Annotated in this window: 20 protein-coding genes and 1 tRNA gene; 6 read left to right on the top strand and 15 right to left on the bottom strand. The window is 66.9% G+C overall.

Translation table 11 applies throughout. From position 1 onward, the window contains the following. Nucleotides 1–72 precede the first annotated feature (72 nt). Entirely contained in the window at nucleotides 73–1,680 is a 1,608-nt protein-coding gene (locus M2390_RS05655; RefSeq protein ID WP_259177554.1) for a hypothetical protein, read from the top strand. Between the two features lie 30 nt (nucleotides 1,681–1,710). After that, complete coding sequence (locus tag M2390_RS05650) at nucleotides 1,711–4,707, top strand: DEAD/DEAH box helicase (protein ID WP_259177553.1); 2,997 nt, start codon at nucleotides 1,711–1,713, stop codon at nucleotides 4,705–4,707. A 19-nt stretch (nucleotides 4,708–4,726) separates the two neighbouring features. Here M2390_RS05650 and M2390_RS05645 read toward each other — a convergent pair whose 3' ends face one another. The 3 genes from M2390_RS05645 to M2390_RS05635 are packed head-to-tail and all read right to left on the bottom strand — an operon-like array spanning nucleotide 4,727 to nucleotide 7,500. Next, nucleotides 4,727–5,542, bottom strand: a complete 816-nt coding sequence (locus M2390_RS05645; protein ID WP_259177552.1) for an ABC transporter permease — start codon at nucleotides 5,540–5,542, stop codon at nucleotides 4,727–4,729. A 52-nt stretch (nucleotides 5,543–5,594) separates the two neighbouring features. Continuing rightward, nucleotides 5,595–6,614 carry an aliphatic sulfonate ABC transporter substrate-binding protein gene (locus M2390_RS05640; RefSeq protein WP_259177551.1) on the bottom strand — a complete coding sequence of 340 codons (1,020 nt, stop codon included), beginning with the start codon at nucleotides 6,612–6,614 and terminating at the stop codon, nucleotides 5,595–5,597. Nucleotides 6,615–6,663: 49 nt separating this feature from the next. Continuing rightward, on the bottom strand, nucleotides 6,664–7,500 hold the full coding sequence (locus M2390_RS05635) for an ABC transporter ATP-binding protein (RefSeq protein ID WP_259177550.1): 837 nt from the start codon (nucleotides 7,498–7,500) through the stop codon (nucleotides 6,664–6,666). 198 nt (nucleotides 7,501–7,698) lie between these two features. Here M2390_RS05635 and M2390_RS05630 point away from each other — a divergent pair, with 198 nt between their 5' ends. Beyond that, nucleotides 7,699–8,130: an Rrf2 family transcriptional regulator gene (locus tag M2390_RS05630; RefSeq protein WP_259177549.1), complete on the top strand. Its 432-nt coding sequence runs from the start codon at nucleotides 7,699–7,701 to the stop codon at nucleotides 8,128–8,130. Nucleotides 8,131–8,137: 7 nt separating this feature from the next. Further along, a complete protein-coding gene (locus M2390_RS05625) occupies nucleotides 8,138–8,980 on the top strand; it encodes an MBL fold metallo-hydrolase (RefSeq protein WP_259177548.1) in 843 nt (280 codons plus the stop codon). Between the two features lie 42 nt (nucleotides 8,981–9,022). Here M2390_RS05625 and M2390_RS05620 read toward each other — a convergent pair whose 3' ends face one another. Beyond that, nucleotides 9,023–9,943 carry a LysR family transcriptional regulator gene (locus M2390_RS05620; RefSeq protein ID WP_259177547.1) on the bottom strand — a complete coding sequence of 307 codons (921 nt, stop codon included), beginning with the start codon at nucleotides 9,941–9,943 and terminating at the stop codon, nucleotides 9,023–9,025. 83 nt (nucleotides 9,944–10,026) lie between these two features. Here M2390_RS05620 and M2390_RS05615 point away from each other — a divergent pair, with 83 nt between their 5' ends. After that, entirely contained in the window at nucleotides 10,027–11,118 is a 1,092-nt protein-coding gene (locus tag M2390_RS05615) for a TDT family transporter (protein WP_259177546.1), read from the top strand. A 53-nt stretch (nucleotides 11,119–11,171) separates the two neighbouring features. Here the strand turns inward: M2390_RS05615 and M2390_RS05610 are convergent. The 10 genes from M2390_RS05610 to rplU all read right to left on the bottom strand — a co-directional run bounded on the left by M2390_RS05610 (nucleotide 11,172) and on the right by rplU (nucleotide 18,493). Next, a tRNA-Ala gene (locus M2390_RS05610) sits at nucleotides 11,172–11,244 on the bottom strand. Nucleotides 11,245–11,359: 115 nt separating this feature from the next. After that, nucleotides 11,360–11,740, bottom strand: a complete 381-nt coding sequence (rsfS, locus tag M2390_RS05605; protein WP_121688813.1) for a ribosome silencing factor — start codon at nucleotides 11,738–11,740, stop codon at nucleotides 11,360–11,362. Between the two features lie 29 nt (nucleotides 11,741–11,769). Continuing rightward, complete coding sequence (locus M2390_RS05600; RefSeq protein WP_259177545.1) at nucleotides 11,770–13,050, bottom strand: hypothetical protein; 1,281 nt, start codon at nucleotides 13,048–13,050, stop codon at nucleotides 11,770–11,772. Continuing rightward, on the bottom strand, nucleotides 13,047–13,646 hold the full coding sequence (nadD, locus tag M2390_RS05595; RefSeq protein ID WP_030143777.1) for a nicotinate-nucleotide adenylyltransferase: 600 nt from the start codon (nucleotides 13,644–13,646) through the stop codon (nucleotides 13,047–13,049). The genes M2390_RS05600 and nadD overlap by 4 nt, the downstream gene beginning before the upstream one ends. A gap of 15 nt (nucleotides 13,647–13,661) precedes the next feature. Next, the gene (locus M2390_RS05590) at nucleotides 13,662–13,856 is read right to left on the bottom strand and encodes a hypothetical protein (protein WP_043321966.1); all 195 of its coding nucleotides are present in this window, start codon (nucleotides 13,854–13,856) and stop codon (nucleotides 13,662–13,664) included. Nucleotides 13,857–13,908: 52 nt separating this feature from the next. Then, nucleotides 13,909–15,183 (bottom strand): glutamate-5-semialdehyde dehydrogenase, encoded by a 1,275-nt coding sequence (locus M2390_RS05585; RefSeq protein ID WP_259177544.1) that lies wholly within the window; start codon nucleotides 15,181–15,183, stop codon nucleotides 13,909–13,911. A gap of 186 nt (nucleotides 15,184–15,369) precedes the next feature. After that, nucleotides 15,370–16,158, bottom strand: coding sequence for a glutamate 5-kinase (gene proB / locus M2390_RS05580; RefSeq protein ID WP_121688816.1), 789 nt, complete (start codon nucleotides 16,156–16,158; stop codon nucleotides 15,370–15,372). 6 nt (nucleotides 16,159–16,164) lie between these two features. Continuing rightward, the gene (gene obgE, locus M2390_RS05575; protein ID WP_121688817.1) at nucleotides 16,165–17,781 is read right to left on the bottom strand and encodes a GTPase ObgE; all 1,617 of its coding nucleotides are present in this window, start codon (nucleotides 17,779–17,781) and stop codon (nucleotides 16,165–16,167) included. A 124-nt stretch (nucleotides 17,782–17,905) separates the two neighbouring features. Beyond that, nucleotides 17,906–18,163: a 50S ribosomal protein L27 gene (gene rpmA, locus M2390_RS05570; RefSeq protein ID WP_030143781.1), complete on the bottom strand. Its 258-nt coding sequence runs from the start codon at nucleotides 18,161–18,163 to the stop codon at nucleotides 17,906–17,908. 21 nt (nucleotides 18,164–18,184) lie between these two features. Further along, complete coding sequence (rplU, locus tag M2390_RS05565) at nucleotides 18,185–18,493, bottom strand: 50S ribosomal protein L21 (RefSeq protein WP_030143782.1); 309 nt, start codon at nucleotides 18,491–18,493, stop codon at nucleotides 18,185–18,187. Between the two features lie 263 nt (nucleotides 18,494–18,756). On the opposite strand from rplU, the gene M2390_RS05560 reads away from it, so the two are divergent. Continuing rightward, nucleotides 18,757–19,059 (top strand): DUF4031 domain-containing protein, encoded by a 303-nt coding sequence (locus M2390_RS05560; RefSeq protein WP_259177543.1) that lies wholly within the window; start codon nucleotides 18,757–18,759, stop codon nucleotides 19,057–19,059. A gap of 58 nt (nucleotides 19,060–19,117) precedes the next feature. Here the strand turns inward: M2390_RS05560 and M2390_RS05555 are convergent, their stop codons facing one another. Beyond that, complete coding sequence (locus M2390_RS05555; protein WP_259177542.1) at nucleotides 19,118–21,373, bottom strand: glycoside hydrolase family 3 C-terminal domain-containing protein; 2,256 nt, start codon at nucleotides 21,371–21,373, stop codon at nucleotides 19,118–19,120. Between the last annotated feature and the right edge of the window lie 18 nt (nucleotides 21,374–21,391).

Genomic DNA, 21,391 nt, shown 5'->3' with positions numbered 1-21,391 from the left:
CCGTGCGGGGCCGGCCCCGCGGAAGGACTGCGGATGATGACGACGCCGGTACCCCCGGATACACGCACGCGTATGACGCGTCTGGGTGCCGAGCTCATGGGGTGGGGGTCGGCGCTGCTACTCACCGTGATCGCGCTGGCTCACCTGGTCAACACCGACCGCGCGTGGCTGCTGTTCCACGACGGCGACTCGGTGTTCCCCCTGCTGGTGCACGCCTCGCTGGTCTCGGGCGAGCCGCAGCACTGGGCGCTTTCCAGCGTGCTGTTCATCCCCGAGCTCGGCCTCTACTTTGTGCTGGCCACGGTGTTTGGGTCGGGACCGGCCGCCCAGCTCGCGTTTGCCGTCTGCTCGCAGCTGCTGATCTACGGGGCGCTGCGCTTCACCGCGGGTGCCGTGCGCCGCGATCCGGGTGCCCCCGCTCAGCCCAATCGAGCGATCATCGCGGCCCTGGCCGGGTTTGCCGTGCTGGTGTTCCTCACCCTGACCGAGTCGAGCATCAATCGCGGGAGTTTTGAGCTCACCACCCTGGTGATGACCACAACGTACTATGCGGCCACCACCATCGCCCTGCTGTTTGGGGTGGCGCTCTGCGCATGGATCCTCGGTGCCGCCGGGCAGGGCACCCCGCGCCGCTCGCGCCTGCGGAACGCCCTGGCGTTCACGGCACTGGGAGTGCTGGTGGCCGTGTCCACCCTGAGCAACCCCCTGATCGCCGGCTGGCTGTGCGTCCCGGCGATCCTTGCCCTCGGTTTTGGCTGGCTGCTGCGGCTCCCGCGATCCCCGCGCGTCCCGATCCTGCTCGCGCTCACCCTGACACTGGGTACGGTCATCGGGTATGCCGCCCGCGGTGCACTGGGCGATCTGATCGCCAAGTCCGCGGACACCTATATCCGCCCCGATGGTCTGTCGATCTCGCTGGCCGCCTACGGACAGGCCGCGGCCGAGTATCTCTCGACCCCGGGCGGCATCATCGGTGCCCTGATTTTGATGGTGTGCATCGGCACCGGCGTGTTTGTCATCCGACGCTCGGTACACGAACATCGCCCGGTCACCCTGTTTGTGGCCCTGGTGGCGGTCGGTTCCCCGCTCGTGGTGGTGGGCGGCGGACTGCTGCTGGGGACGGACGCCCCGCGCTATCTGACCCCGATCTTTTTTGCGCCACTGCTCGCGGTGACCGCGCTGTTTGCCGACCAGCGCGTGTGGCCGGCCTGGCTGGAACGCACGGCCGAACTCACCGTACATCGCTACTCGGTCGCGCAACGAGGTGCCTCGGTGGTGCTGATCGCCGCGGCGATGATCGTGATCACCGTGGCGGTCATGCCCGACCGCACCCGAGCGAATCAGTATGAGGCGGATATCGTCTGCACGGCGAACTGGCTTGCGAGCCATGACGAGGTAGCCGTGGGATCCTTCTGGGATGCTCGTCCGGTCAACGGCCGACTCGCCGAACCGGGCAAGCTGCTCCAGGTGGACTATGCGTTCAACCGCTACATCTGGCTGGACAACCGGGCGACCCCGACACCCGAGAAGGCCTCGGTGGTGGTTCAGGGCCCCTGGGGTGCCGTGAACCTGCCCGAGCTGCCCGCGGGCACCCGCGCACCCGAGGTGATCCGCTGTGGCCAGTACACGATCACGGACTATGGCACCCCGGTGATCCCGATCGGCCCGCCGCACGCCTAGCGTGTCGGTGCGGGGTGAGAGAATACCGGTATGCCCGATCCGTCGCCCTCGTCCTCGAACTGGCGCGACCGGCTCATCCCGATCGCGGCCACACCGCCTCGGGAGGAACCCAAGCTGGCGCTGCGAGCCGAGCTGCGGGAGACGATCCCGCGCACGGCCGCACGCTGGAACGGACCCACCTCCAAGGCGGCAACCACCGCGACCATCCTGAACCCCGCCCGACACTCGCTCCTGCGGCTGGCCGTGCGTCCGGTGCTGCGCGGGGCACGCGGCTGGGTCACCACCGGAGTCGGCTGGACCACAATCGCCCACCAGCGGCACCGACTGGGCTTGGGTGCCGAAGAGCAGCACTGGTTTGCGCAGTTCACGGCGCTGTATCGCTCGAGCGTCCCGGCCGAAACGGGCCAGGATCCCCAGTGGTACACCCTGGACAACTTCGATAATCCGCTGCTCTGGCCGCTGCTGGATCAGGCGGCAACCCTCGGCATTGCCCTGGTGGGATCACGCACCACTCCCGAGGTGCGGATGGCCGCCTCCGCCCAGGTATCACTTGACATCGCTCGGACCGATGACGACGTCGTAGTGAGCCCACGGGTGCTCGTCGATGACGCCTCCGTTTCCCCCACGCATACCCGACCGCTGGGCACCCACGGGCTCTACACGCTCTCCGAAGCAGCCCCGCACACGCTCACCCTGGCGCGGCTGGCCAGCCCGCTGCCCGCCGAATATGCCGAACTGCTCAGCGGGTCTCCGCTTCGCATTCCGCATGCCGAGCGCGCCGAATTTGAGCGCGACTTCCTGCCGGCCCTGGTCGAACGCCTGGAGGTGCGGAGCGCCGATGCGAGCGTCCGGGTTCCCGAGCCCCGCCCCACCACTCTGGTGCTGCACGTGCAGCACGAGCCGCGGCACGTGATGGCGCTGCGCTGGGAGTGGGAGCACGTCCGCGCGGGCATCATTCCCGATCTCGCCGATGTGCTCCCCGAGGGGACCCTGCCCGCAGACTGGAGCATTGATCCCGCCCCTGGCGGTGCTGGCAGCGCTGGCAGTGTCCCCGCCCCGCGTAAGCTGCGCGACTTCGATGCGGCCGAATTCTCCACCGAGCTGCTGCCCACCCTGCGTGACCTACCCGGCGTCCGGGTGGAACAGCACGGGATGTCCCCCGAGTATCGCCACCTCACCGGCACCCCGATCATCAGTGTGCGCGCCGAACCCGGAACCCGTACCGACTGGTTCGACCTCGGAGTCACGGTCACCGTGGACGGCATTCAGATCCCGTTTGAACCACTCTTCCGTGCCCTCGCTCGCAACGCGCGTCGACTCAAGCTGGTGGACGGCACCTACTTCTCCCTCAAGCATCCGGCGTTTGCCCCGCTGGCCGAGCTGATCCACGCGGGCACCGATGCCCCCGAGTGGGAGACCGGGATCGGCGTGGGGCCCGCTCAGGCGGGTCTCTGGCGCGAGCTGGCCGATCAGGCGGACCACGTCGAGGCAGATCCGGCGTGGCAGTTGCTGGTGGATGCGCTGACCGCCGATACCCCCGCCGACGCCCCCGAACCCGAGGGGCTGGCGGCAACCCTGCGTCCCTATCAGCGTACCGGACTGGGGTGGCTGCGCTTCGGCTATGAGCACGGCCTGGGTGGCATCCTTGCCGACGACATGGGGCTCGGTAAGACCCTCCAGTGCCTCGCGCTCATCCGGCACGCACGCACCCGAAACCCGGAGGCCGGACCGTTTGTGGTGGTGGCCCCCACCTCGGTGGTGGCCAACTGGGCGGCGGAGGCGGCCCGCTTCACCCCGGGTCTCGTGGTCCGCACGGTGCGCGGTACCCGCGCCTCGGGCGAGGACTCGATCGCGACCCTGGCCGAGGGTGCCGACATCCTGATCACCAGCTACACGCTGCTGAGGCTCGATGCCGCCGAGTACAACGACCCCACCCGCCCCTGGGCCGGTCTGATCCTGGACGAGGCTCAGGCGGTCAAAAATGCCACCTCACAAACCCATGCCCGCGTGCGCGAGTTCCCGGCCGAGTGGAAGCTCGCCCTCACCGGGACGCCTCTGGAAAACTCGCTCGCCGACCTACACGCACTCTTCGCGATTGTGACCCCGGGACTGCTCCCCCCGGCCGCGCGCTTCACCCTGGAATACATTCGCCCGATTGAGTCCGAACCCGCGGGCATCTCCCGCGGTATCGGGGCCGGTCGGGGCCCGGCCGATCGCGCCGCACACCGGCAGGCGCTGTTTGCCCGGCTGCGCGAGCGCATCCGTCCGTTTGTGCTGCGGCGCACCAAGGAGTCGGTGGCGCCCGAGCTGCCGGAGCGACAGGAGCAGATCATCGAGGTGGACCTCGCTCCCGCGCATCGCGATCTCTACGACGTCTACCTGCAGCGCGAACGGCAGAAGGTACTGGACATCCTGGACGACCTGGACCGGCAGCGCTTTATCGTGTTCCGCTCGCTCTCGCTGCTGCGCATGCTCGCGCTGGATCCGGCTCTGATCGACGCCGAGGAGCACGCGGATATCCCCGCCCGCAAGATCGACCTGCTGATCGAACACCTGCGTGAGGCCCACGCCGAGGGCCACCGGGCGCTGGTTTTCAGTCAGTACCCCTCATTCCTGCGCCGCATCGGCGACCGGCTGGCCCGAGCGGGCCTGGCCTGGGAGATGCTGGATGGCTCCACCACCCATCGGCAGGCCGTCATCGATCGCTTCCAGAACGGCGACGCCCCGGTCTTCCTGCTGAGTCTGCGCGCCGGCGGGGTGGGCCTCAACCTCACCGCCGCCGACTACGTGTTCCTGCTGGATCCCTGGTGGAACCCGGCGGCCGAGAACCAGGCCATCGACCGGGCCCACCGGATCGGCCAGACCCGGCACGTGTTTGTCTATCGGATGATCGCCCGCGACACCATCGAGGAGAAGGTGCTCGCCCTGCAGCGCAAAAAGGCCGCCCTGTTTGACGCAATGTTCGCCGGGAACGACGCGGTAGGCGCCGCCCTCACCGCCGAGGATATCCGCGCACTCCTGAGCTAACGCGCGGCCCTCTCCGCGCCTAGGCCCAGCGCTTATTGGCCCAGCGGGCAAAGAGCCCGATCAGGGCATCGCTGAGCTTACCGATGATAGCCAGGAGCAGGATTGCCAGGAAGATCCGGTCGGTGCGTCCGTTGTTCTGCGAGTCCGAGAGCAGCCATCCCAACCCCATCGAGGCGGCCAAAAGCTCGGCCGCCACCAGGAACAGCCACGCCTGGGCGAGGGCGAGGCGCAGGCCGGAGATGACCGAGGGCAGCACGGCCGGCAGCTGCACGGTGCGGAACAGCGCAAACCCGTTCAACCCAAAAGCCCGTGCGGCCTCCACCAGGTTTTTGTCCACGTGCCGCAGCGCCGCGGAGACGGTGGTGTAGACCGGGAAGAATGCGCCGATGGCGATCAGGGTGACCTTGGACACCTCACCGTACTTCAGCCAGATAATCAGCAGCGGCACCCAGGCCAGCGAGGGCACGGTGCGCAGCGCGCCGAGGGTGGGGGCGAGCAGGATGTCGCCAAACCGAGAGAGCCCCACGATAGCCCCCAGGAAGAGGCCAGCCGCCGCGCCAAACGCGAAGCCGAGGAACACCCGCTGCACCGAGATCCCAATATTGGGCAGCAGTAGCCCGCGCTGAGCGAGGTCAACACCGGCGTTCCACACCATCGCCGGGGAGGGCAGCTGCGAGGTCGGCATGACGCCCAGGGACGCGATGGTCTGCCAGGCGGCCAGCAGGATCAGCGGAAGGATCGCCCCGCCGAGCACCACGGTAAGGGTGCGTGACCGGGGCGAGCCGGGGCGAAGCGCGCGCCGGGCGGGGACGGTGGGTGTTGAGGCGTTGGTCATGACTCTTCCAGGGGATCATGGGCCGACCGCGCGGCGCGGTCGACCCATGCGGTTAGGAACGGTTGGTGGTTTTCGCGGCCTTGGCGAAGCTCGGCTCGAACAGGGACTTCAGGGCGTCGTCCACCTGGGACTGGCCGGCCACGTCACCGGTCTCCACGAAGACCGGGCCGATAACCCTGAGGACCTTCGCCTGGGCGTCGCCGGGCACCGGGTCCACGTCGAAGTTGGTCCGGTCGGTGATCACGCTGGTGGCCACCGCATCGTCCAGGCTCGCGGTCTTCGCCAGGATGGTTGCGGTTTCCTCGGGGTTCTTCAGGGCCCACGCCCGCGCATCCGCATATGCGTTCACCACGGTCTGGGCGATGTCCGGTCGCTTCTGGATGAAGGACTCAGTCGCGGCCACCACGTCATAGGAGCTGAAGTCCACGTTGCGGTAGAGGAACTTTGCCCCGTTTTCCAGCGCGCCACCCATAATCGGATCGAGACCCGCCCAGGCATCCACCGAGCCGCCCTGAAGCGCCGACCAGCCGTCGGCGTGCTGCAGGTTCTCGATGGTCACATCCTCGGGGCTGAGGCCTGCTTCGGCGAGAGACTGCAGCAGGAAGAAGTAGGGGTCGGTGCCCTTGGTGGCGGCGATCTTTTTACCCTTGAGCTCGGCCACGCTGGTGATGGTGGAGTCCTTGCCCACGATCAGGGCCGCCCACTCGGGCTTATTGGCAATCGTGATCGCCTTGATCTGCGAGCCGTTGGCGCGGTTGAGCAGTGCGGCCGCACCGGCAGTCGATCCCACATCCAGCGCACCCGCGCGCAGACCCTCGTTGGCCTTATTGGAACCGGCCGACTGGATCCAGTTGACGCTGACACCCTGGGACTTCAGGTCCTCCTCGAGCCAGCCCTTGTCCTTGATGATCAGCGAGAGCGGATTGTAGGTGGCAAAGTCGATGTTGAGGGTGCCACCCTTGGACCCGCCTTCGGCCGGGGCCGCGTCCTCCCCCGCGCAGGCCGACAGGCCCAGGGTCGTGACCGCGGCGAGCGCGATGGCGGCAAACAGGGTACGTGAACGGGTTTTCATGGGTTCCTCTGTGACGTGTGACGGAAATGGGGTGTCAGCCTGGGGAGGGCTAGTAGGGGAAGATGGGGATTCCGGCCTCGGTTTCGATGCCGCGGGCGCTGCCGTGACGATCAATGCCCAGCCCCGAGAGCAGCCGGCCGCGCAGCTCGGCGAGCTCCGCCGAGCCACGGTCGCGGGGGCGCGTCCCGGGCACGGTGAGCTCCTCGATGATGGTGGCTCCGGGCACTCCGGCCTCATGACCCAGCAGAATCACGCGGTCGGCCAGTTGGAGCGCCTCATCCACATCGTGGGTCACCAGCAGGATGGTGGCGGGTTCCACCGCGTGGATCTGGAGCAACAGGTCCTGCATCCGCATCCGGGTGAGGGCGTCCAGGGCTCCGAAGGGCTCATCCAGCAGTAGCACGCCGGGGGTACGGGCCAGGGCGCGGGCCAGCGAGGTGCGCTGAGCCATGCCGCCGGAGATTTCCCGGGGGCGATGATCGGCGAACTCACTCAGCCCCACCAGCTCGATCAGGCGGTCGACTCGCTCACGTCCGGCGGCGGCCGGGGTGCCGGCGGGCAGGCCGAGGGCGACGTTCTGGGTCACCGTCCGCCAGGGCAGCAGCCGAGGTTCCTGGAATCCAATCGCGGTGCGCTCATCGATGCCGTGGATCGGATCGCCGTCGAGTGAGACCACCCCGGCGCTTGCGGAATCCAGGCCACCCACGATGCGCAGCAGGGTGGATTTTCCACATCCCGAGGTACCCAGAATGGCGAGTACCTCTCCGGGGGTCACATCCAGGCCGATATCGCGCAGCACATGCCGTTCGGCCTCGCCGCGAGTCGCCCCGGGAAAGGATTTCTCGACGCGATCAAAGCGAACACGGGCGGCGGCACTGGCGGACACAAAAACTCATCTCGATGCGGGAGGGCGGGGTTCTGCATTTAGCGGATTAGAGACCACGCTATCCACTCGGCCGGAGCGGTTTGTCATCGGGCGTCATGAAACGTCATCTTTTCCCATAACGTGTGCACCGTTTATCCCTCGGCAAGTGTGAGCCGAAACCGGATCGCCGTAAGTAACAATTAATGTTACTCTTGCCGCATGGGCGCAAACAGCAAACTAACCATCGCCATCCATGCTCTCGTCTGGGCCGCTCTGAACGAGCGCCAGGGGAGCACCTATTCCACCTCGGAGGAGATTGCCAACAGCATCAAAACCAACCCCGTGGTGGTCCGCCGGATGATGAGCGACCTCACCAAGGCCGGACTCATCGAATCCCGTCGCGGCGCGGGATGGCGCCTCAACAAACCGGCCGACACGATGACCCTCTGGGACATCAACCTCGCGCTGGGACCCGAGGAAACCTTTGCCCTGCACCGTCATGAACCCAGCGCTACCTGTCCGGTCGCTCGGGGCATCCGTCCGGCCCTGAAGCCAACCTACGCACGGGTGGACGAGGCAGTCCGCCAGGAGCTCGCCCGCACGACCCTCGCCGATGTCTTCGACGAGACCCTCACCCCCACACAGAATTGATCCCATCATGCCCCTCTCCTACGCAGTCCTCACCACCACCCGGCAGGGTGTGACCCGCAATCTTCCCCACGGACCCGAGGATCTGCTGTGGGTCGCCAACGCCGCCACGCTCATTCTCGGCGAGAAGCACGCGATCCTTGTCGACACGTTCACCACGATCGAGCAGAACGAGGAGCTCATCGCCTGGGTGCGCTCGTTCCAGCGTGAGCTCACTCACGTCTTCATCACCCACGGTCACGGCGATCACTTCTTTGGCATCGGCCAGCTCCTGGAGGCATTCCCCACGGCACGGGCGGTCGCCTCCCCCGGATCGGTGGCCGGCGCCCGCGTTCAGGGGTCCCCTGCATCGATCGAGAACTTCTGGGGCAGGCTGTTCCCCGGACAGATTCCCGCCGTGGTCCTCCCGGAGGCGCTTGAATCGGGTCGGCTCACGCTCGAGGGACACAACCTCGATGTCATCGAGACCGGTTTTACCGATACCCCCGACAGCACGGTTCTGTGGGTGCCGGATCTCGGTCTGATCGTGGGCGGCGATGCCGTCTATAACGACACTCACCAGTACACGGCCGAAACCACCACCGAGACTCGCGAGCAGTGGGCTCGGGCCGCCGAGAAGCTCGCACGTCTCAACCCCACCGCCGTGGTGGCCGCGCATAAGCGACCCGACGCGCTCGACAGTCCCGATATCCTGCTCGAAACCGCGCGCTACCTGCGCGACTTCAATGAGGTGGAGGCGGCCACGGGCAACGCCGAGGAGCTGTATACGCGCATGCTGGAACGCTACCCGCGCCGGGCAAACCCGGGAGCGCTGTGGGGTGGCGCCCAGGTAGCCAAGCCGAGTCAGCCGTAGCGGGCTATGCCGGGGAATGACGTGGGAACGAAAGAATCCCCGTCATTCCCCGCGGGCGACAACCCCCCGACCCTCGGAGATCAGCGCGAGCAGCACCCGGGCACGGGCCGATGGCTGGGTTCCCCGGGGCCACACCACGCTCAGGGGGCGGGTGATTCGCAGTCCACGTACCCGGACGGCCACCAGGGTGCCCGATGCCAGAGCCTCGGCCACGGCGAGCACACTCAAGACCGCCGGAGCCTCCCCCGCCAGAGCGGTCGCTCGGACCATCGTTGTTGTGGGAAGGACCGCGTAGGGCAATGCCGGTGCCTCGACACCCCCGTGCGCCTCAAGGGCGGTCTCGTATGCCCGACGCGTTCCGGAGCCGAGCTCCCGCATGATCAGCGGCGTGCGCGTCAACTCGGCGACGGTAATGCCCGAGCGCCGACGTGCCCACGCGTGTCCGGGCGCCACCACTACCACCAGCTCATCGGCGGCGATGCGTGTGGACTCCAGCCCGGCGGGGATCTCGGGGGTTTCCACAAACCCCAGCTCCACGGCCCCCGCGGAAACAAGATCCATCACACCCGCACTGTTGAGTGCCCGCAGTTCGGCGCGCTTTTCACCCGTGGCACGCAGTTCGCGCAACCATCCGGGAATCAGGTACTCGGCAATCGTCAGGCTCGCGGCGATGCGCAGTGGGGTGGTCGATACCGCGGTCAGGCTCGTCACCGACTCGGCGAAACGATCGGCCTCGGCGAGCACCTCGGCGGCCCAGCCCGCGATCACCGTGCCCTCCGCGGTCATCGCGGATCCGCGGGGTGAACGTCGCACCAGCGCGGTGCCGATCCGCGCCTCAAGACTGCGCATGCGCGCGGAGACTGCCTGCTGGGTGATCCCCAGCCGCGCCGCGGCCGCCGAGAAGCTCCCGGTTTCGGCCACCGCGGCCAGCACCCGGAGGGCGGCAAGTTCAATGTCCGACATCTGCCCCCCGTCACAATCATCGCTTGTATGCCCCCAAGCCTATCCGACTACCCAGGCCTCCGCCCGGGGAGAAGGATGAAAACATGAGCACCCGCACACCACACAGCCTGACCGTGTCACTCCTCACCCCCAACTGGTTTGCCACGGTGATGGGCACCGGCATCGTCGCAACCGCCGCCGCGACCCTCCCCCAGGGCGCTCCCTGGCTGCGCGATGCGGCGCGGGGCGTGTGGGTGCTCGCGGCCACGCTCCTGGTGCTCCTCCTGGCCGGCTTCCTCCGTCACCACCGGCGCTACCCCCAGACCGCCCGAGGCCATCACCGCCATCCGGTCTTCGCCCACTTCTACGGCGCACTCCCGATGGCGATCCTCACCGTGGGGTCCGGTGCCCTGCTCCTCGGCACTCCGATTCTGGGGGCCGCAACCATCCCGATCGCGTGGACTTGTTGGACCCTTGGCACCGTCCTGGGGCTCGTCTGTGCGGTCGCCATTCCGATGTTGAGCTTCACGACCCTCGGGCTGCGGGGCCGCGACGCCTTCGGCGGCTGGCTGATGCCCGTGGTTCCCCCGATGGTCTCGGCAACCGGGGGTGCGCTCCTCATCCCCACCCTCGGGACGCCGGAGCAGCGCACCACACTCATGGTCGTATGTGGCGCCCTGTTCGGGATGAGTCTCATCGCGTCGCTGATGATCATCGGGTTTATCTGGATGCGCCTGATTCGCCACGGCGTGGGTGCCGCGGCGGCGGCCCCCACCTACTGGATTGTCCTGGGACCGCTGGGTCAGTCAGTGACGGCCGCATGCGCGCTGGCAACGGCGGCTCACGGAACCCTCTCCCCCGCCCACGCCGAGATCGCCGGGCTGCTCGCTATCGCCTACGGGGTGCCGGTCCTGGGATTTGCCCTGCTGTGGGCCCTCATCGCCACCATCATCACCGTTCGTACCCTGCGCATCGGCATGCCGTTTTCACTGACCTGGTGGTCCTTCACCTTCCCGGTGGGCACCTGTGTCACCGGCCTCAGCGGCCTCGCCGCCCACACCGGGCTTGCACTGCTGTCGGCTCTCGCCGTGGGAGGCTATCTGATCCTGACGGCCCTGTGGATCCTGGTGGCCGCCCGGACACTCTGGGGCACCCTGATCGTGAAAAACCTGCTGGTGCCCGACACCACGCGATAACAAAAATACCCCGTCCGAAGACGGGGTATTTTTTGTGCCTACTGCACTCTGGGTGGATCTGAGGGGACTCGAACCCCTGACCCCCTGCATGCCATGCAGGTGCGCTACCAGCTGCGCCACAGACCCAGATTGTTATTCACTCGGCCGTGGCCTCGTGTTCAACATGTTTAGATTACAACACGAGGACACGGCGAGGAAAATCGGACACGCCGCGCGGGCGAGTCGCCCGCGCGAATGCGGCCTACTGCGTGATGGAGACGGGCTCCGGCAGGGTGATCTCGATCTGCGGGCAGTCCTTCCACAGACGCTCGAGGTCGTAGTAGGAACGCTCCTCATCGTGGAAGACGTGGACCACTACCGAACCGAAGTCCAGCAGTACCCAGCGTCCGCCGGCACGACCCTCGCGACGCTTGGTCTTCACGCCGGCCTCGTTGAGCTTGTCCTCAACCTCGCCGGCGATGGCGATCACGTTACGTTCGTTTCGGCCGGTGACGATCAGGAATGCGTCAACAAAGGGCAGCGGCTGGGAAACGTCCAGCGCGATCAGCTCGGATCCGCCCTTTGCGTCCGCCGCCTGTGCGGCGATCTGGATCGCCTCGGTGACGGAGAGTTCGGAAGTCATAAATACCTTTCGGTGGTGTGTGGGGTGGGTCAGATAGACCCGGAAACGATGGCGATAATCACGACGGCCACCAGGGCCACCGCGAGGACTCCGGCCGTTACCGACAGGGTCATCAGCAGTCGATTGTTCTTGACGGGGGCGGGCGGCGCAATCACGTCGCGGGTCGCGGTGTGCGAGCTCACGGCGCGGCTGGCCGAGACGGGGTTGCCCGCGGTTACCGGCTGCGGGTCCTCATCGTGGTCAAACATGGTGTCCAGATCGCCCTTTTCCAGGCGGTTCTGGTTGGTGTTGGAGAGGCTGCCGGGCAGGTCGATGGTGCCGGTCACGATAACCTCACCCGATCCGAGCACGGGACCGCTCAGCGGACCGCTGCCGGGGACCGAGGGCAGGATCAGCGCGTTGGTGGTGGTCGAGCTGCCGCCGGTGGTGTCCACACCGCGAGCGATGATGTCATCAAAGCCGGTGGCCTTGCCGCGACCCGCGCCGTTCAGCCCGAAGGCATCGCCCAGGTGCGGCATCGCCTGGGTCTCGTCGATGTTTCCGGGCAGCACCCCGAAGGACGCTCCCGGAAGCTGCACATCGGGGGTCGCGGCGGCGGCCTGGGCACGCGCCGCGCGCTCACGCTCGGCCTCGGCCCGCTCGTCGGCGACGCGCTTCTCATCGGCAACCCGACGCGCCTCGGCTTCGGCGGCAGCCTCGGCCGCGGCCTTCTCGGCCTCGTCCTTGCGGGAGGCCTTCTTCAGCGCACGCTTGCTGCGTGCACTGAGCTGCTCGGTCGCGGCCCGCTCGGCCTCGGCCTTCTCGGCAGCCGCACGCTCGGCAGCCTCATGTTCGGCACGCTCACGCTCGGCCTTCTCGGCGGCGACCCGCTCTACCTCGGCCCGCACCGCGGCGGCACCGGCCTCGGCTTCCGCGGCACGGTCGCGCGCGGGTGCCAGGAACGCATCCGACAGGGTCGGAGAGGGCGTCGAAACATCCGCGGGGGCGGGACGCTCGGTGGTGACACCGCGGGCAGCATCGGCGGCGGTTCCGGTACCGCGTGCACGCTCCAGATCCCGCATCTGCCGGCGGGTCAGGGTCGCTCCGCTGCGCTCGGCCTCGATCAACGCACGAATGGCACCGGCATCCAGCGGCGCGGTGCTATTTGTGTCGGGGGCGGGCGCCTCGGAACCGGCGGCGGGGGTAGCCGGACGCGCCTCTGCGGGCGGCGTCTGGGGCGCTACGACGGGAACCTGCGCCGTCTGGCCCGCCTGCGTGCGCTCTCGCAGCTGACGACGCGACAGCGGCTTATCGTCGGATGATGTACTCATGCATTACTCCGATACAGGTGGTGTTTGCTGATGTACTGAACGACGCCGTCCGGTACGAGATACCAAACCGGCGAGCCGTCTTTGACACGGGCACGGCAGTCGGTGGAGGAAATGGCCATCGCGGGAACCTCAAGCACGGCGACATCCTTATTGGGAAGCGCTTCCTCGGTGAGCACATGGCCCGGACGGGTGACCGCGACGAACTTGGCCAGCGACCACAGCTCGTCCACGTCCTTCCAGCCCAGGATCTGCTGGACCGCATCGGCACCCGAGATGAAGTACAGCTCGGCGTCGGGACGCTGACGCTGCAGGTCCCGCAGGGTGTCGATCGTGAAGGTGGGGCCCTCACGGTCAAGATCCACCCGGCTCACGGTAAACCGCGGATTGGAGGCGGTCGCGATGACCGTCATCAGATAGCGGTGCTCCCCCTCGGTCACGCGGCTCTTCTGCCACGGACGACCGGTGGGGACAAACACCACCTCATCCAGGTCGTACGACTGGGCTACCTCGCTCGCGGCCACCAGGTGACCGTGATGAATCGGGTCAAAGGTTCCACCCATGACCCCGATCCGCGGGCGCCGTGTACCGGCCTGCATCCTGACGAACCTACCTTAGTGGTGGCTACCGGCACCCGGCTGTGCGGCCGGCTTCTGGCTGTGACGGTTGGCTACGTCGCGGTAGGTGAAGGTGGTGACACCGAGGATCGCCAGCGCTACCAGCGCAACCACGCCGTACATGAAGGGGGGCATGGGCAGCTCGGTGTGCGCCGCCTCAGCAGCGGAAACGAGGATGGTCGAGATCGACATCAGTTCTCCAATTCACAGTTCGGGCAAGAATCGCCTCGGACCAGTCTACCGGTTAGATTCGGGCCTGACCCGCGCCACGCACGATCCACTTGGTGCTGGTCAGTTCCGACAGGCCCATCGGGCCACGGGCATGCAGCTTCTGGGTGGAGATGCCCACCTCGGCTCCGAAGCCGAATTCGCCGCCATCGGTGAACCGGGTCGACGCGTTGACCATGACCACCGCGGAGTCGACCTCGGCCAGGAATCGCTCGGCGGAGCGAACATCCTCGGTGATGATCGACTCGGTGTGTCCGGTCGAGTACTCACGGATATGTGCGAGGGCACCGTCGAGATCGTCAACGATTTTGACCCCCAGGGTCAGGGTCATGTGCTCGGTGGCCCAGGTCTCGGCGGTGGCAATCTCCACGTTCGGGTAGAGCTCGCGGGTGCGCTCATCGGCAAGCAGACGCACACCCGAGCGGGACACCGCGTCCAGCACCGCGGGCAGGACCCGCTCGGCGGCACCGCGGTGCACCAGCACGGTGTCTACCGCGTTGCACACGCTGGGGCGCTGCACCTTGGCATTGTGGACGATATCCACCGCCCAGTCCAGACGCGCGGACTCATCCAGGTAGATGTGAACCACGCCGGCACCGGTTTCGATGACCGGTACCTTGGCGGTGTTGAGCACCGCCTGGATCAGCGAGGCACTGCCGCGCGGAATCAGGACGTCGACCAGGCCGCGGGCGGCCATCAGCGCGTTGGCCCCGTCGCGGCCGAAGTCGTCTACGCTCACGATGGCGTCGGGGTTCAGCCCGTTGGCGGCGAGCCCGTCACGCAGGACCCGCACCAGCACCAGGTTGGAGTTTTCGGCGGCGGTTCCCCCGCGCAGCGCGATCGCGTTACCGCTCTTGATGGCCAGCGCCGCGATGTCGATGGTGACGTTGGGTCGGGCCTCGTAGATCGCCCCGATCACGCCGAAGGCAACCCGCACCTGATCGAGCTTGATGCCGTTGGGCAGGGTGCTGCCGCGGACGGTCTGACCCAGGGGGTCGGGCAGTGCGGCGATCTCACGCACGGCGCGAGCCAGCGCGGCGATGCGCGGGGCGTCCAGGCGCAACCGATCCAGCAGTCCGGCACCAATGTTGGCACGCTCCCCCGCCTCGAGGTCCAGGGCATTGGCGGCGATGATCGCCTCGGTGTGCTCCTCGATCCCGGCGGCGATGGATTCCAGGACCGCGTTACGCAGGTTTCCGTTGGCGATGGCCAGCCCTCGGGCGGCCTCGCGGGTGCCCCGCAGGCGCTCAAATACGACGGTCTCTACCTGCTGGGCATCGCGTTCACTCATGCCGTTAGTGTAGCGAGTTCACACCGACACGCGTCACTTCTGTGACAAACCCGAGAAACGGTGCAGAACGGCGTGTCCCCAGTTGTGGGGCGTCCTGCAGTCGCGGGCGTTTCCCGGCACCCCCGAAGCGGTGCGACGGTTTCCGCCGCCGGGTATTTCCCGGGAGACCCCGACCGCCGCGGCGACCTATGCCTGCGGGCGCGGTTCGAACCAGGTACCCAGGTCTTCCCCATCCAGGGCGCGGGCGACGTTCGGGGTCGAGGTGATCAGCACCGCGGTGCCACTGTCGGCGGCCAGGCGCGCGGCGGAGGCCTTGGTGGCCGCTCCCCCGGTGCCCACACCGGCCTTGCCGGGCTCGCCGAACTCCACACCTTCCAGCTCGGCGCCAAACGGCACCAGCGGGATGGGTTCGGCTCCGGGCTCACTCGGCGGGCGGGTGTAGAGGCACTCGATGTCCGAAAGCAGCACCAGGGCATCCGCCCCGATCAGGCGCGCCACCATCGAGGCCAGGTGATCGTTGTCACCAAAGCGGATCTCGTGGGTGGCCACGGTGTCGTTTTCGTTGACGATCGGGAGGATGCGCAGACCCAGCAGCCGGGACATCGCCCGCTGCGCGTTAACGCGGTGAGCATCCAGGGCCAGGTCGTTGGCGGAGAGCAGCACCTGTCCGGCGATGATGCCGTGACGGTCCAGCTCCTCCTGATAGCGGTGAATCAGCTGATTCTGCCCGACCGCGGCCGCCGCCTGCTGGGTAGCAAGATCGGTCGGTCTGCGGTCGAGGTTGAGGAATGGCAGACCCGTGGCGATGGCACCCGAGGACACCAGGACAATCTCGGTACCGCGCCCGTAGGCCGCCGCGAGGGCGTCCACGAGCGGGGTGATCTGGGCGACGTTGTCGCCGCTGATCGAGGAGGATCCCACCTTCACAACTACGCGGCGGGCGCCACGCAGTTCGGCACGGTTCTGCAGGGTCACGCGGTTTTACTCGCTTTCACCGCGAAGCTGAATAACCTCAACCCCGTGGTCGTCATCGAAATCGGCATCCTCATCGTCATAGTCCACGGTGCCATCGGCGAGGATCGCATCCTCGGCGATTTCCGCGTCCACATCCCAGAAGCCGGTCTCGCCCTCGCGGCGGAGCTCCTGACGGGCCTCCTCCTTGGCGTCCATGCGGTCCAGGTAGTCGGCACGACGCTGCTTGGCGGTCGGACGGGTGAGCTGGTCGAGGCGCGGGTCGGTTCCACGCGGGGTCGCGATCTCGGCGGAGGAGCTCATGGTGGGCTCCCAGTCGAAGACCACGCCGTCACCGGTACCGATGACCACGGTGGATCCGGCCACGGCACCGGCCTTGAACAGGCCGTCTTCCACGCCGAGCTTGTGCAGGCGGTCGGCCAGGTAACCCACGGCCTCGTCGTTGTTGAAGTCGGTCTGCTGGACCCAGCGCCACGGCTTTTCGCCGAGCACGCGGAACAGGTTTCCGTAGGATCCACCCTCGACGCGGATCTGGAAGCCCGAGCGATCCACGGCCTTGGGGCGCAGCACGATGCGCGGCGAGGCCTCGATCGCGGCCACAACCTCGGCACGGGACTCCTCAACCAGCTCGCCCAGGGCGTAGTTCAGCTGGGTCAGACCCTCGCGGCTCACGGCGGAGATCAGGAATACGCGGTAGCCGCGCTCCTCCAGGTCTGCCTTCACGAACTCGGCGAGTTCGCGTGCCTCGGGGACGTCGATCTTGTTCAGGGCGATCAGCTGCGGACGCTCGGTCAGCGGCTTCTGACCCTCGGGGACCGGGTAGGCCTCCAGCTCACCGAGGATGATGTCGAGGTCGCTGATCGGATCGCGACCGGGCTCCAGGGTGCCGCAGTCAAGCACGTGCAGCAGGGCCGCACAGCGCTCGACGTGGCGCAGGAACTCCAGTCCGAGACCGCGGCCCTCGCTGGCACCCTCGATCAGTCCGGGGACATCGGCGATGGTGTAGCGGGTGTTGCCCGAGTCGACCACACCGAGGTTCGGGTGCAGGGTCGTGAAGGGGTAGTCGGCGATCTTCGGCTTGGCCGCGGACATCGCCGCGATCAGGCTCGACTTCCCAGCCGACGGGTAGCCCACGAGCGCCACATCGGCGACGGTCTTGAGCTCAAGAATGAGGTCGCGCTCCACACCCGGAGTACCCAGCAGGGCGAAGCCGGGGGCCTTGCGCTTGGAGTTGGCGAGGCCGTTGTTGCCCAGGCCTCCGTGGCCACCCTCGGCCGCGACAAAGCGGTCCCCGGCCTGGGTCAGGTCCACCAGGACCTCGCCCTCGGGGGTCTTCACAACGGTTCCCAGCGGAACCGGCAGCACCAGTTCCTCACCGTTGGTACCGCCACGGTAGTCACCCATACCCGGGCCACCGTTGTCCGAGCGACGGTGCGGGGAGCGGTGGTAGGCCAGCAGGGTGGTGGTGTTGGGGTCGGCCACGAGAACGATGTCACCACCGCTACCGCCGGGGCCACCATCGGGCCCGCCCAGCGGCTTAAACTTCTCGCGCTTTACCGAGACGCAACCATCGCCGCCGTTACCGGCGTTGAGGTGGAGAGTGATCTGATCGACAAACGTGGTCACGGTCTGTACCCCTTGTAGAAAATGCGCGGGATCTCGCGCGAAAGCAGGTTCTCCGAAGGTTCCCGGAAAACACGTGAGGGGTAAGCCGAAGCTCACCCCTCACATAATGTAGCGGAAACGCGACTTAGGCGTCGACCGCCACGATGTTGACAACCTTGCGGCCACCCTTTGCACCGAACTCAACCGAGCCGGCTGCCAGAGCGAACAGAGTGTCATCGCCACCACGGCCCACGTTCACACCGGGGTGGAAGTGGGTTCCGCGCTGACGCACGATGATCTCGCCTGCGTTGACGGTCTGGCCGCCGAAACGCTTTACACCGAGACGCTGAGCGTTCGAGTCACGACCGTTGCGAGTGGAGCTCGCACCCTTCTTATGTGCCATTAGAGGATCTCCTTAGCGTCTCTACTTGATGCCGGTGATCTTGAGGCGGGTGAGCTCCTGACGGTGGCCCTGACGCTTCTTGTAACCGGTCTTGTTCTTGAACTTCTGGATGACGATCTTCGGGCCGCGGAGGTCGTTCAGAACCTCGGCGGTCACGGCGACCTTCTCAAGCGACTTGGCGTCGGAGGTGATCTTGTCACCATCTACGAGGAGAACGGCAGCAAGCTGCACGTTCCCGTCCTTGTCGCCCGCGATGCGGTTGGTGGTGATGATCGAGCCGACCTCAACCTTTTCCTGCCGGCCACCGGCGCGTACTACTGCGTAAACCACTGTAGATACCTATTCTCTGGGGAGCTGAGCTCCGATTACGTGCATATCTGAGTGTCACTGCCCTGCCGGAACCCAGTGGGATCAGAGTAACGGCTGTCAGAAAACTTTGGTTTTACGTGTGGGATAAGCACACGCGTTCCAAGGTTCAAGGTTAGCCGATTAACGCCCGCTTACCAAATACCCTCGGGCTCGTGTCGTCGCCCGGCGTGTTTTCGGTGACAACCGGGAATGAAACGGAGCGTCATCTGCTTAGACTCTGTGACATGACAATCCTGATTGATGACCCGATGTGGCCCAACCACGGCACCCTCTGGTCGCACCTGGTCAGCGATGAGTCCCTCGACGAGCTGCACACCTTCGCCGCCGAGAATGAGATTCCGCGCCGTGGGTTCGACCTGGACCACTATGACGTCCCGGCCCGGGTCTACCAGAGCCTGATCGCCGCCGGTGCCACCCCGGTCTCCCCCAAGACGCTGACCCGTCGCCTGATCGCCAGCGGCCTGCGGATCACCGAGCGCGAGCGTCGCCTGGCACGAGCGGAATCGCACAGCCTGCAGAACCACTAGACGGCAAAGCGGGGCGACATCCGAAATGGATGTCGCCCCGCACCGTATGCGGTGAGGCCTAGGCGCTAGCCTGCTCCACCGCGGCCACGAGCGCCTGCACCTGCTCGGTGGTGACCGCGCCGAAGGAGACGGCCTGCGTCATCGGCATCTGCTCGGCCATCTTGCGCATGTGCGGGTCGTTCAGCATCGCTCCCACGGCCGGGGTTGACGCCAGCACCTCGGCGAGGGCCGCATTCAGGATCGGAGCGCCAATCGGGTGGGCGAGCCACTCACCCAGGGTCGAGTTGATGCTCAGCGGGATCGGCGACGGGTCGCCCTCGATCTGGATCTCCAGGCTTGCACGGATGTCACGCGAGGACGCGGCGATCTCAACCACATAGGTTCCCCCCTCAACGCTCCACGCGTCGGCGACCGGTGCAAAGTATGCCAGCTCCGAAATCGGGAAGCTCAGCGCGACCTCGCGGGTCTCACCCGCGGGAACCTCCACCGAGGCAAACGCACGCAGCTCGTGCACGGGACGTGAGACCTCGGCGCCGGGCAGGCCGGTGTAAACCTGAACCACCTCGCGACCATCACGCTTGCCGGTGTTGGTGACCTGGACGCTCACGTGAACGGTGTCTTCGTCCACCCGAACGGCCGTGTGGTCGTAGCTAAACGAGGTGTAGGACAGCCCGAATCCAAACGGATAGCTCACCGCAGCCTCGCGGGTGTCATAGTGACGGTAGCCCACATAGAGGCCCTCGGCATAGCGCACCGACCCCTGCTCACCCGGGAACGAGGTGAACGCGGGCACGTCCTGCAGGCGCTCGGGAATCGACTCGGTGAGGCGACCCGACGGGTTGACCGCGCCATAGAGCACATCGGCGATCGCGCCGCCGCCGGCCTGGCCGAGCAGCCAGCCCTCAACCAGTGCGGGCACCCGCTCGTTCCAGTCCGAGACGCGCACCACGGCACCGTTACTCAGCACCACCACGATGCGGGGGTTGGCCTCGATCAGACGCTCCAGCAGCGCAACCTGATCGGCAGGCAGCTCGATGTCGTCACGGTCAAAGCCCTCGGACTCGGCGCTCGAGGGCAGCCCGGCGAAGTACAGCACGGTCTCGGCCGAGGCGGCCACACGCACGGCCTCGTCGGCCAGTGCCGCATCCGCAACACCATCGAGGGTGAAGCCCGCGGCGAACGGCACGTCCTCACCGGAGATCTCGCGAATGGCGTCCAACGCGTTATCCAGGCGGGTGGGCACAATCTGCGAGCTTCCGGCACCCTGGTAGCGCGGAGTACGAGCGAACTCACCGATCACGGCGACCGGGCCGGCACCCGGGGTCAGCGGGAGGATGGCGTCCTCGTTGCGCAGCAGGACGATGCTGCGCCCGGCAATCTCGCGGGCGAGAGCGTGCTGTCCGTCCACATCGAGCTCGGCGTTTTCCCACAGGCCCTGCTGGCCGCTCAGGGCGAGGTCGATCAGGCGTCGCGCGGCGGTGTCCACGACGGCGATATCCAGCGAACCGTCCTTCACCGCGGCCACCACCTCGGCGTCGGTACGCCCGACGGTGGTGGGCATCTCCAGGTCAAGGCCCGCGGCCAGCGAGGGCACACGGTCACGCACAGCACCCCAGTCCGATACCACAACACCCTCAAAACCCCACTCATCACGCAGCACGGTGTTGAGCAGCCAGTTGTGCTCGGAGGCGAAGGTGCCGTTGATCTTGTTATAGGAGCACATCACGGTCCACGGCTGCGTCTCGGTGACCACGCGGCGGAAGGCCGGCAGGTAGAGCTCACGCAGGGTCCGGGTGTCGATTTCGGCGCTGACACGCAGGCGGTCGGTCTCCTGGTTATTGGCCGCATAGTGCTTGAGCGAGGTGCCCACGCCCTGAGACTGCACGCCACGCACAAACGCACTGCCCAGCACACCCGCGTGCAGCGGGTCCTCGGAGAGGTATTCAAAGTTACGGCCACAGCGCGGGTCGCGCTTAATGTTGATGCCCGGGCCCAGCAGCACGCTCACCCGCTTGGCCTGCGCCTCGCGGCCGAGGGCCTCGCCCACGCGCTCGACGAGTTCGGGATCCCAGCTGGATCCGAGGCCCACCGCGGGCGGGAAACAGGTGGCGGGCTCGCCGTCGAGCAGGCCCAGGTGGTCGCCTCCGGTGGACTGACGGCGCACGCCGTGGGGTCCATCGGAAACGATAATTGAGGGCACGCCGGCATCCTCAATCCCCTCGGTCTCCCAGAATGTGGCACCGCTGAGCAGCGAAGCCTTCTGTTCGAGTGTGAGTCCAGCAAGGATCGATTCGGTCTGCGGGTGTTGTGACATGATGACCTTTCAGGGGGT

This window comes from Mycetocola sp. BIGb0189, from assembly GCF_024810155.1.
GTDB lineage: Bacteria > Actinomycetota > Actinomycetes > Actinomycetales > Microbacteriaceae > Mycetocola > Mycetocola lacteus.
This window is presented reverse-complemented; position numbering and strand designations above follow the sequence as displayed.

What these genes read in the sequence shown, in the direction of transcription:
- M2390_RS05625 (WP_259177548.1), top strand. Translation starts at nt 8,138, where the DNA reads ATGCCCCTCTCCTACGCAGTCCTCACCACCACCCGGCAGGGTGTGACC.
- M2390_RS05620 (WP_259177547.1), bottom strand. Translation starts at nt 9,943, where the DNA reads ATGTCGGACATTGAACTTGCCGCCCTCCGGGTGCTGGCCGCGGTGGCC.
- M2390_RS05600 (WP_259177545.1), bottom strand. Translation starts at nt 13,050, where the DNA reads ATGAGTACATCATCCGACGATAAGCCGCTGTCGCGTCGTCAGCTGCGA.
- M2390_RS05655 (WP_259177554.1), top strand. Translation starts at nt 73, where the DNA reads ATGACGCGTCTGGGTGCCGAGCTCATGGGGTGGGGGTCGGCGCTGCTA.
- M2390_RS05650 (WP_259177553.1), top strand. Translation starts at nt 1,711, where the DNA reads ATGCCCGATCCGTCGCCCTCGTCCTCGAACTGGCGCGACCGGCTCATC.
- M2390_RS05645 (WP_259177552.1), bottom strand. Translation starts at nt 5,542, where the DNA reads ATGACCAACGCCTCAACACCCACCGTCCCCGCCCGGCGCGCGCTTCGC.
- M2390_RS05630 (WP_259177549.1), top strand. Translation starts at nt 7,699, where the DNA reads ATGGGCGCAAACAGCAAACTAACCATCGCCATCCATGCTCTCGTCTGG.
- M2390_RS05590 (WP_043321966.1), bottom strand. Translation starts at nt 13,856, where the DNA reads ATGTCGATCTCGACCATCCTCGTTTCCGCTGCTGAGGCGGCGCACACC.
- M2390_RS05555 (WP_259177542.1), bottom strand. Translation starts at nt 21,373, where the DNA reads ATGTCACAACACCCGCAGACCGAATCGATCCTTGCTGGACTCACACTC.
- rpmA (WP_030143781.1), bottom strand. Translation starts at nt 18,163, where the DNA reads ATGGCACATAAGAAGGGTGCGAGCTCCACTCGCAACGGTCGTGACTCG.
- M2390_RS05615 (WP_259177546.1), top strand. Translation starts at nt 10,027, where the DNA reads ATGAGCACCCGCACACCACACAGCCTGACCGTGTCACTCCTCACCCCC.
- M2390_RS05585 (WP_259177544.1), bottom strand. Translation starts at nt 15,183, where the DNA reads ATGAGTGAACGCGATGCCCAGCAGGTAGAGACCGTCGTATTTGAGCGC.
- nadD (WP_030143777.1), bottom strand. Translation starts at nt 13,646, where the DNA reads ATGCAGGCCGGTACACGGCGCCCGCGGATCGGGGTCATGGGTGGAACC.
- M2390_RS05560 (WP_259177543.1), top strand. Translation starts at nt 18,757, where the DNA reads ATGACAATCCTGATTGATGACCCGATGTGGCCCAACCACGGCACCCTC.
- M2390_RS05640 (WP_259177551.1), bottom strand. Translation starts at nt 6,614, where the DNA reads ATGAAAACCCGTTCACGTACCCTGTTTGCCGCCATCGCGCTCGCCGCG.
- rsfS (WP_121688813.1), bottom strand. Translation starts at nt 11,740, where the DNA reads ATGACTTCCGAACTCTCCGTCACCGAGGCGATCCAGATCGCCGCACAG.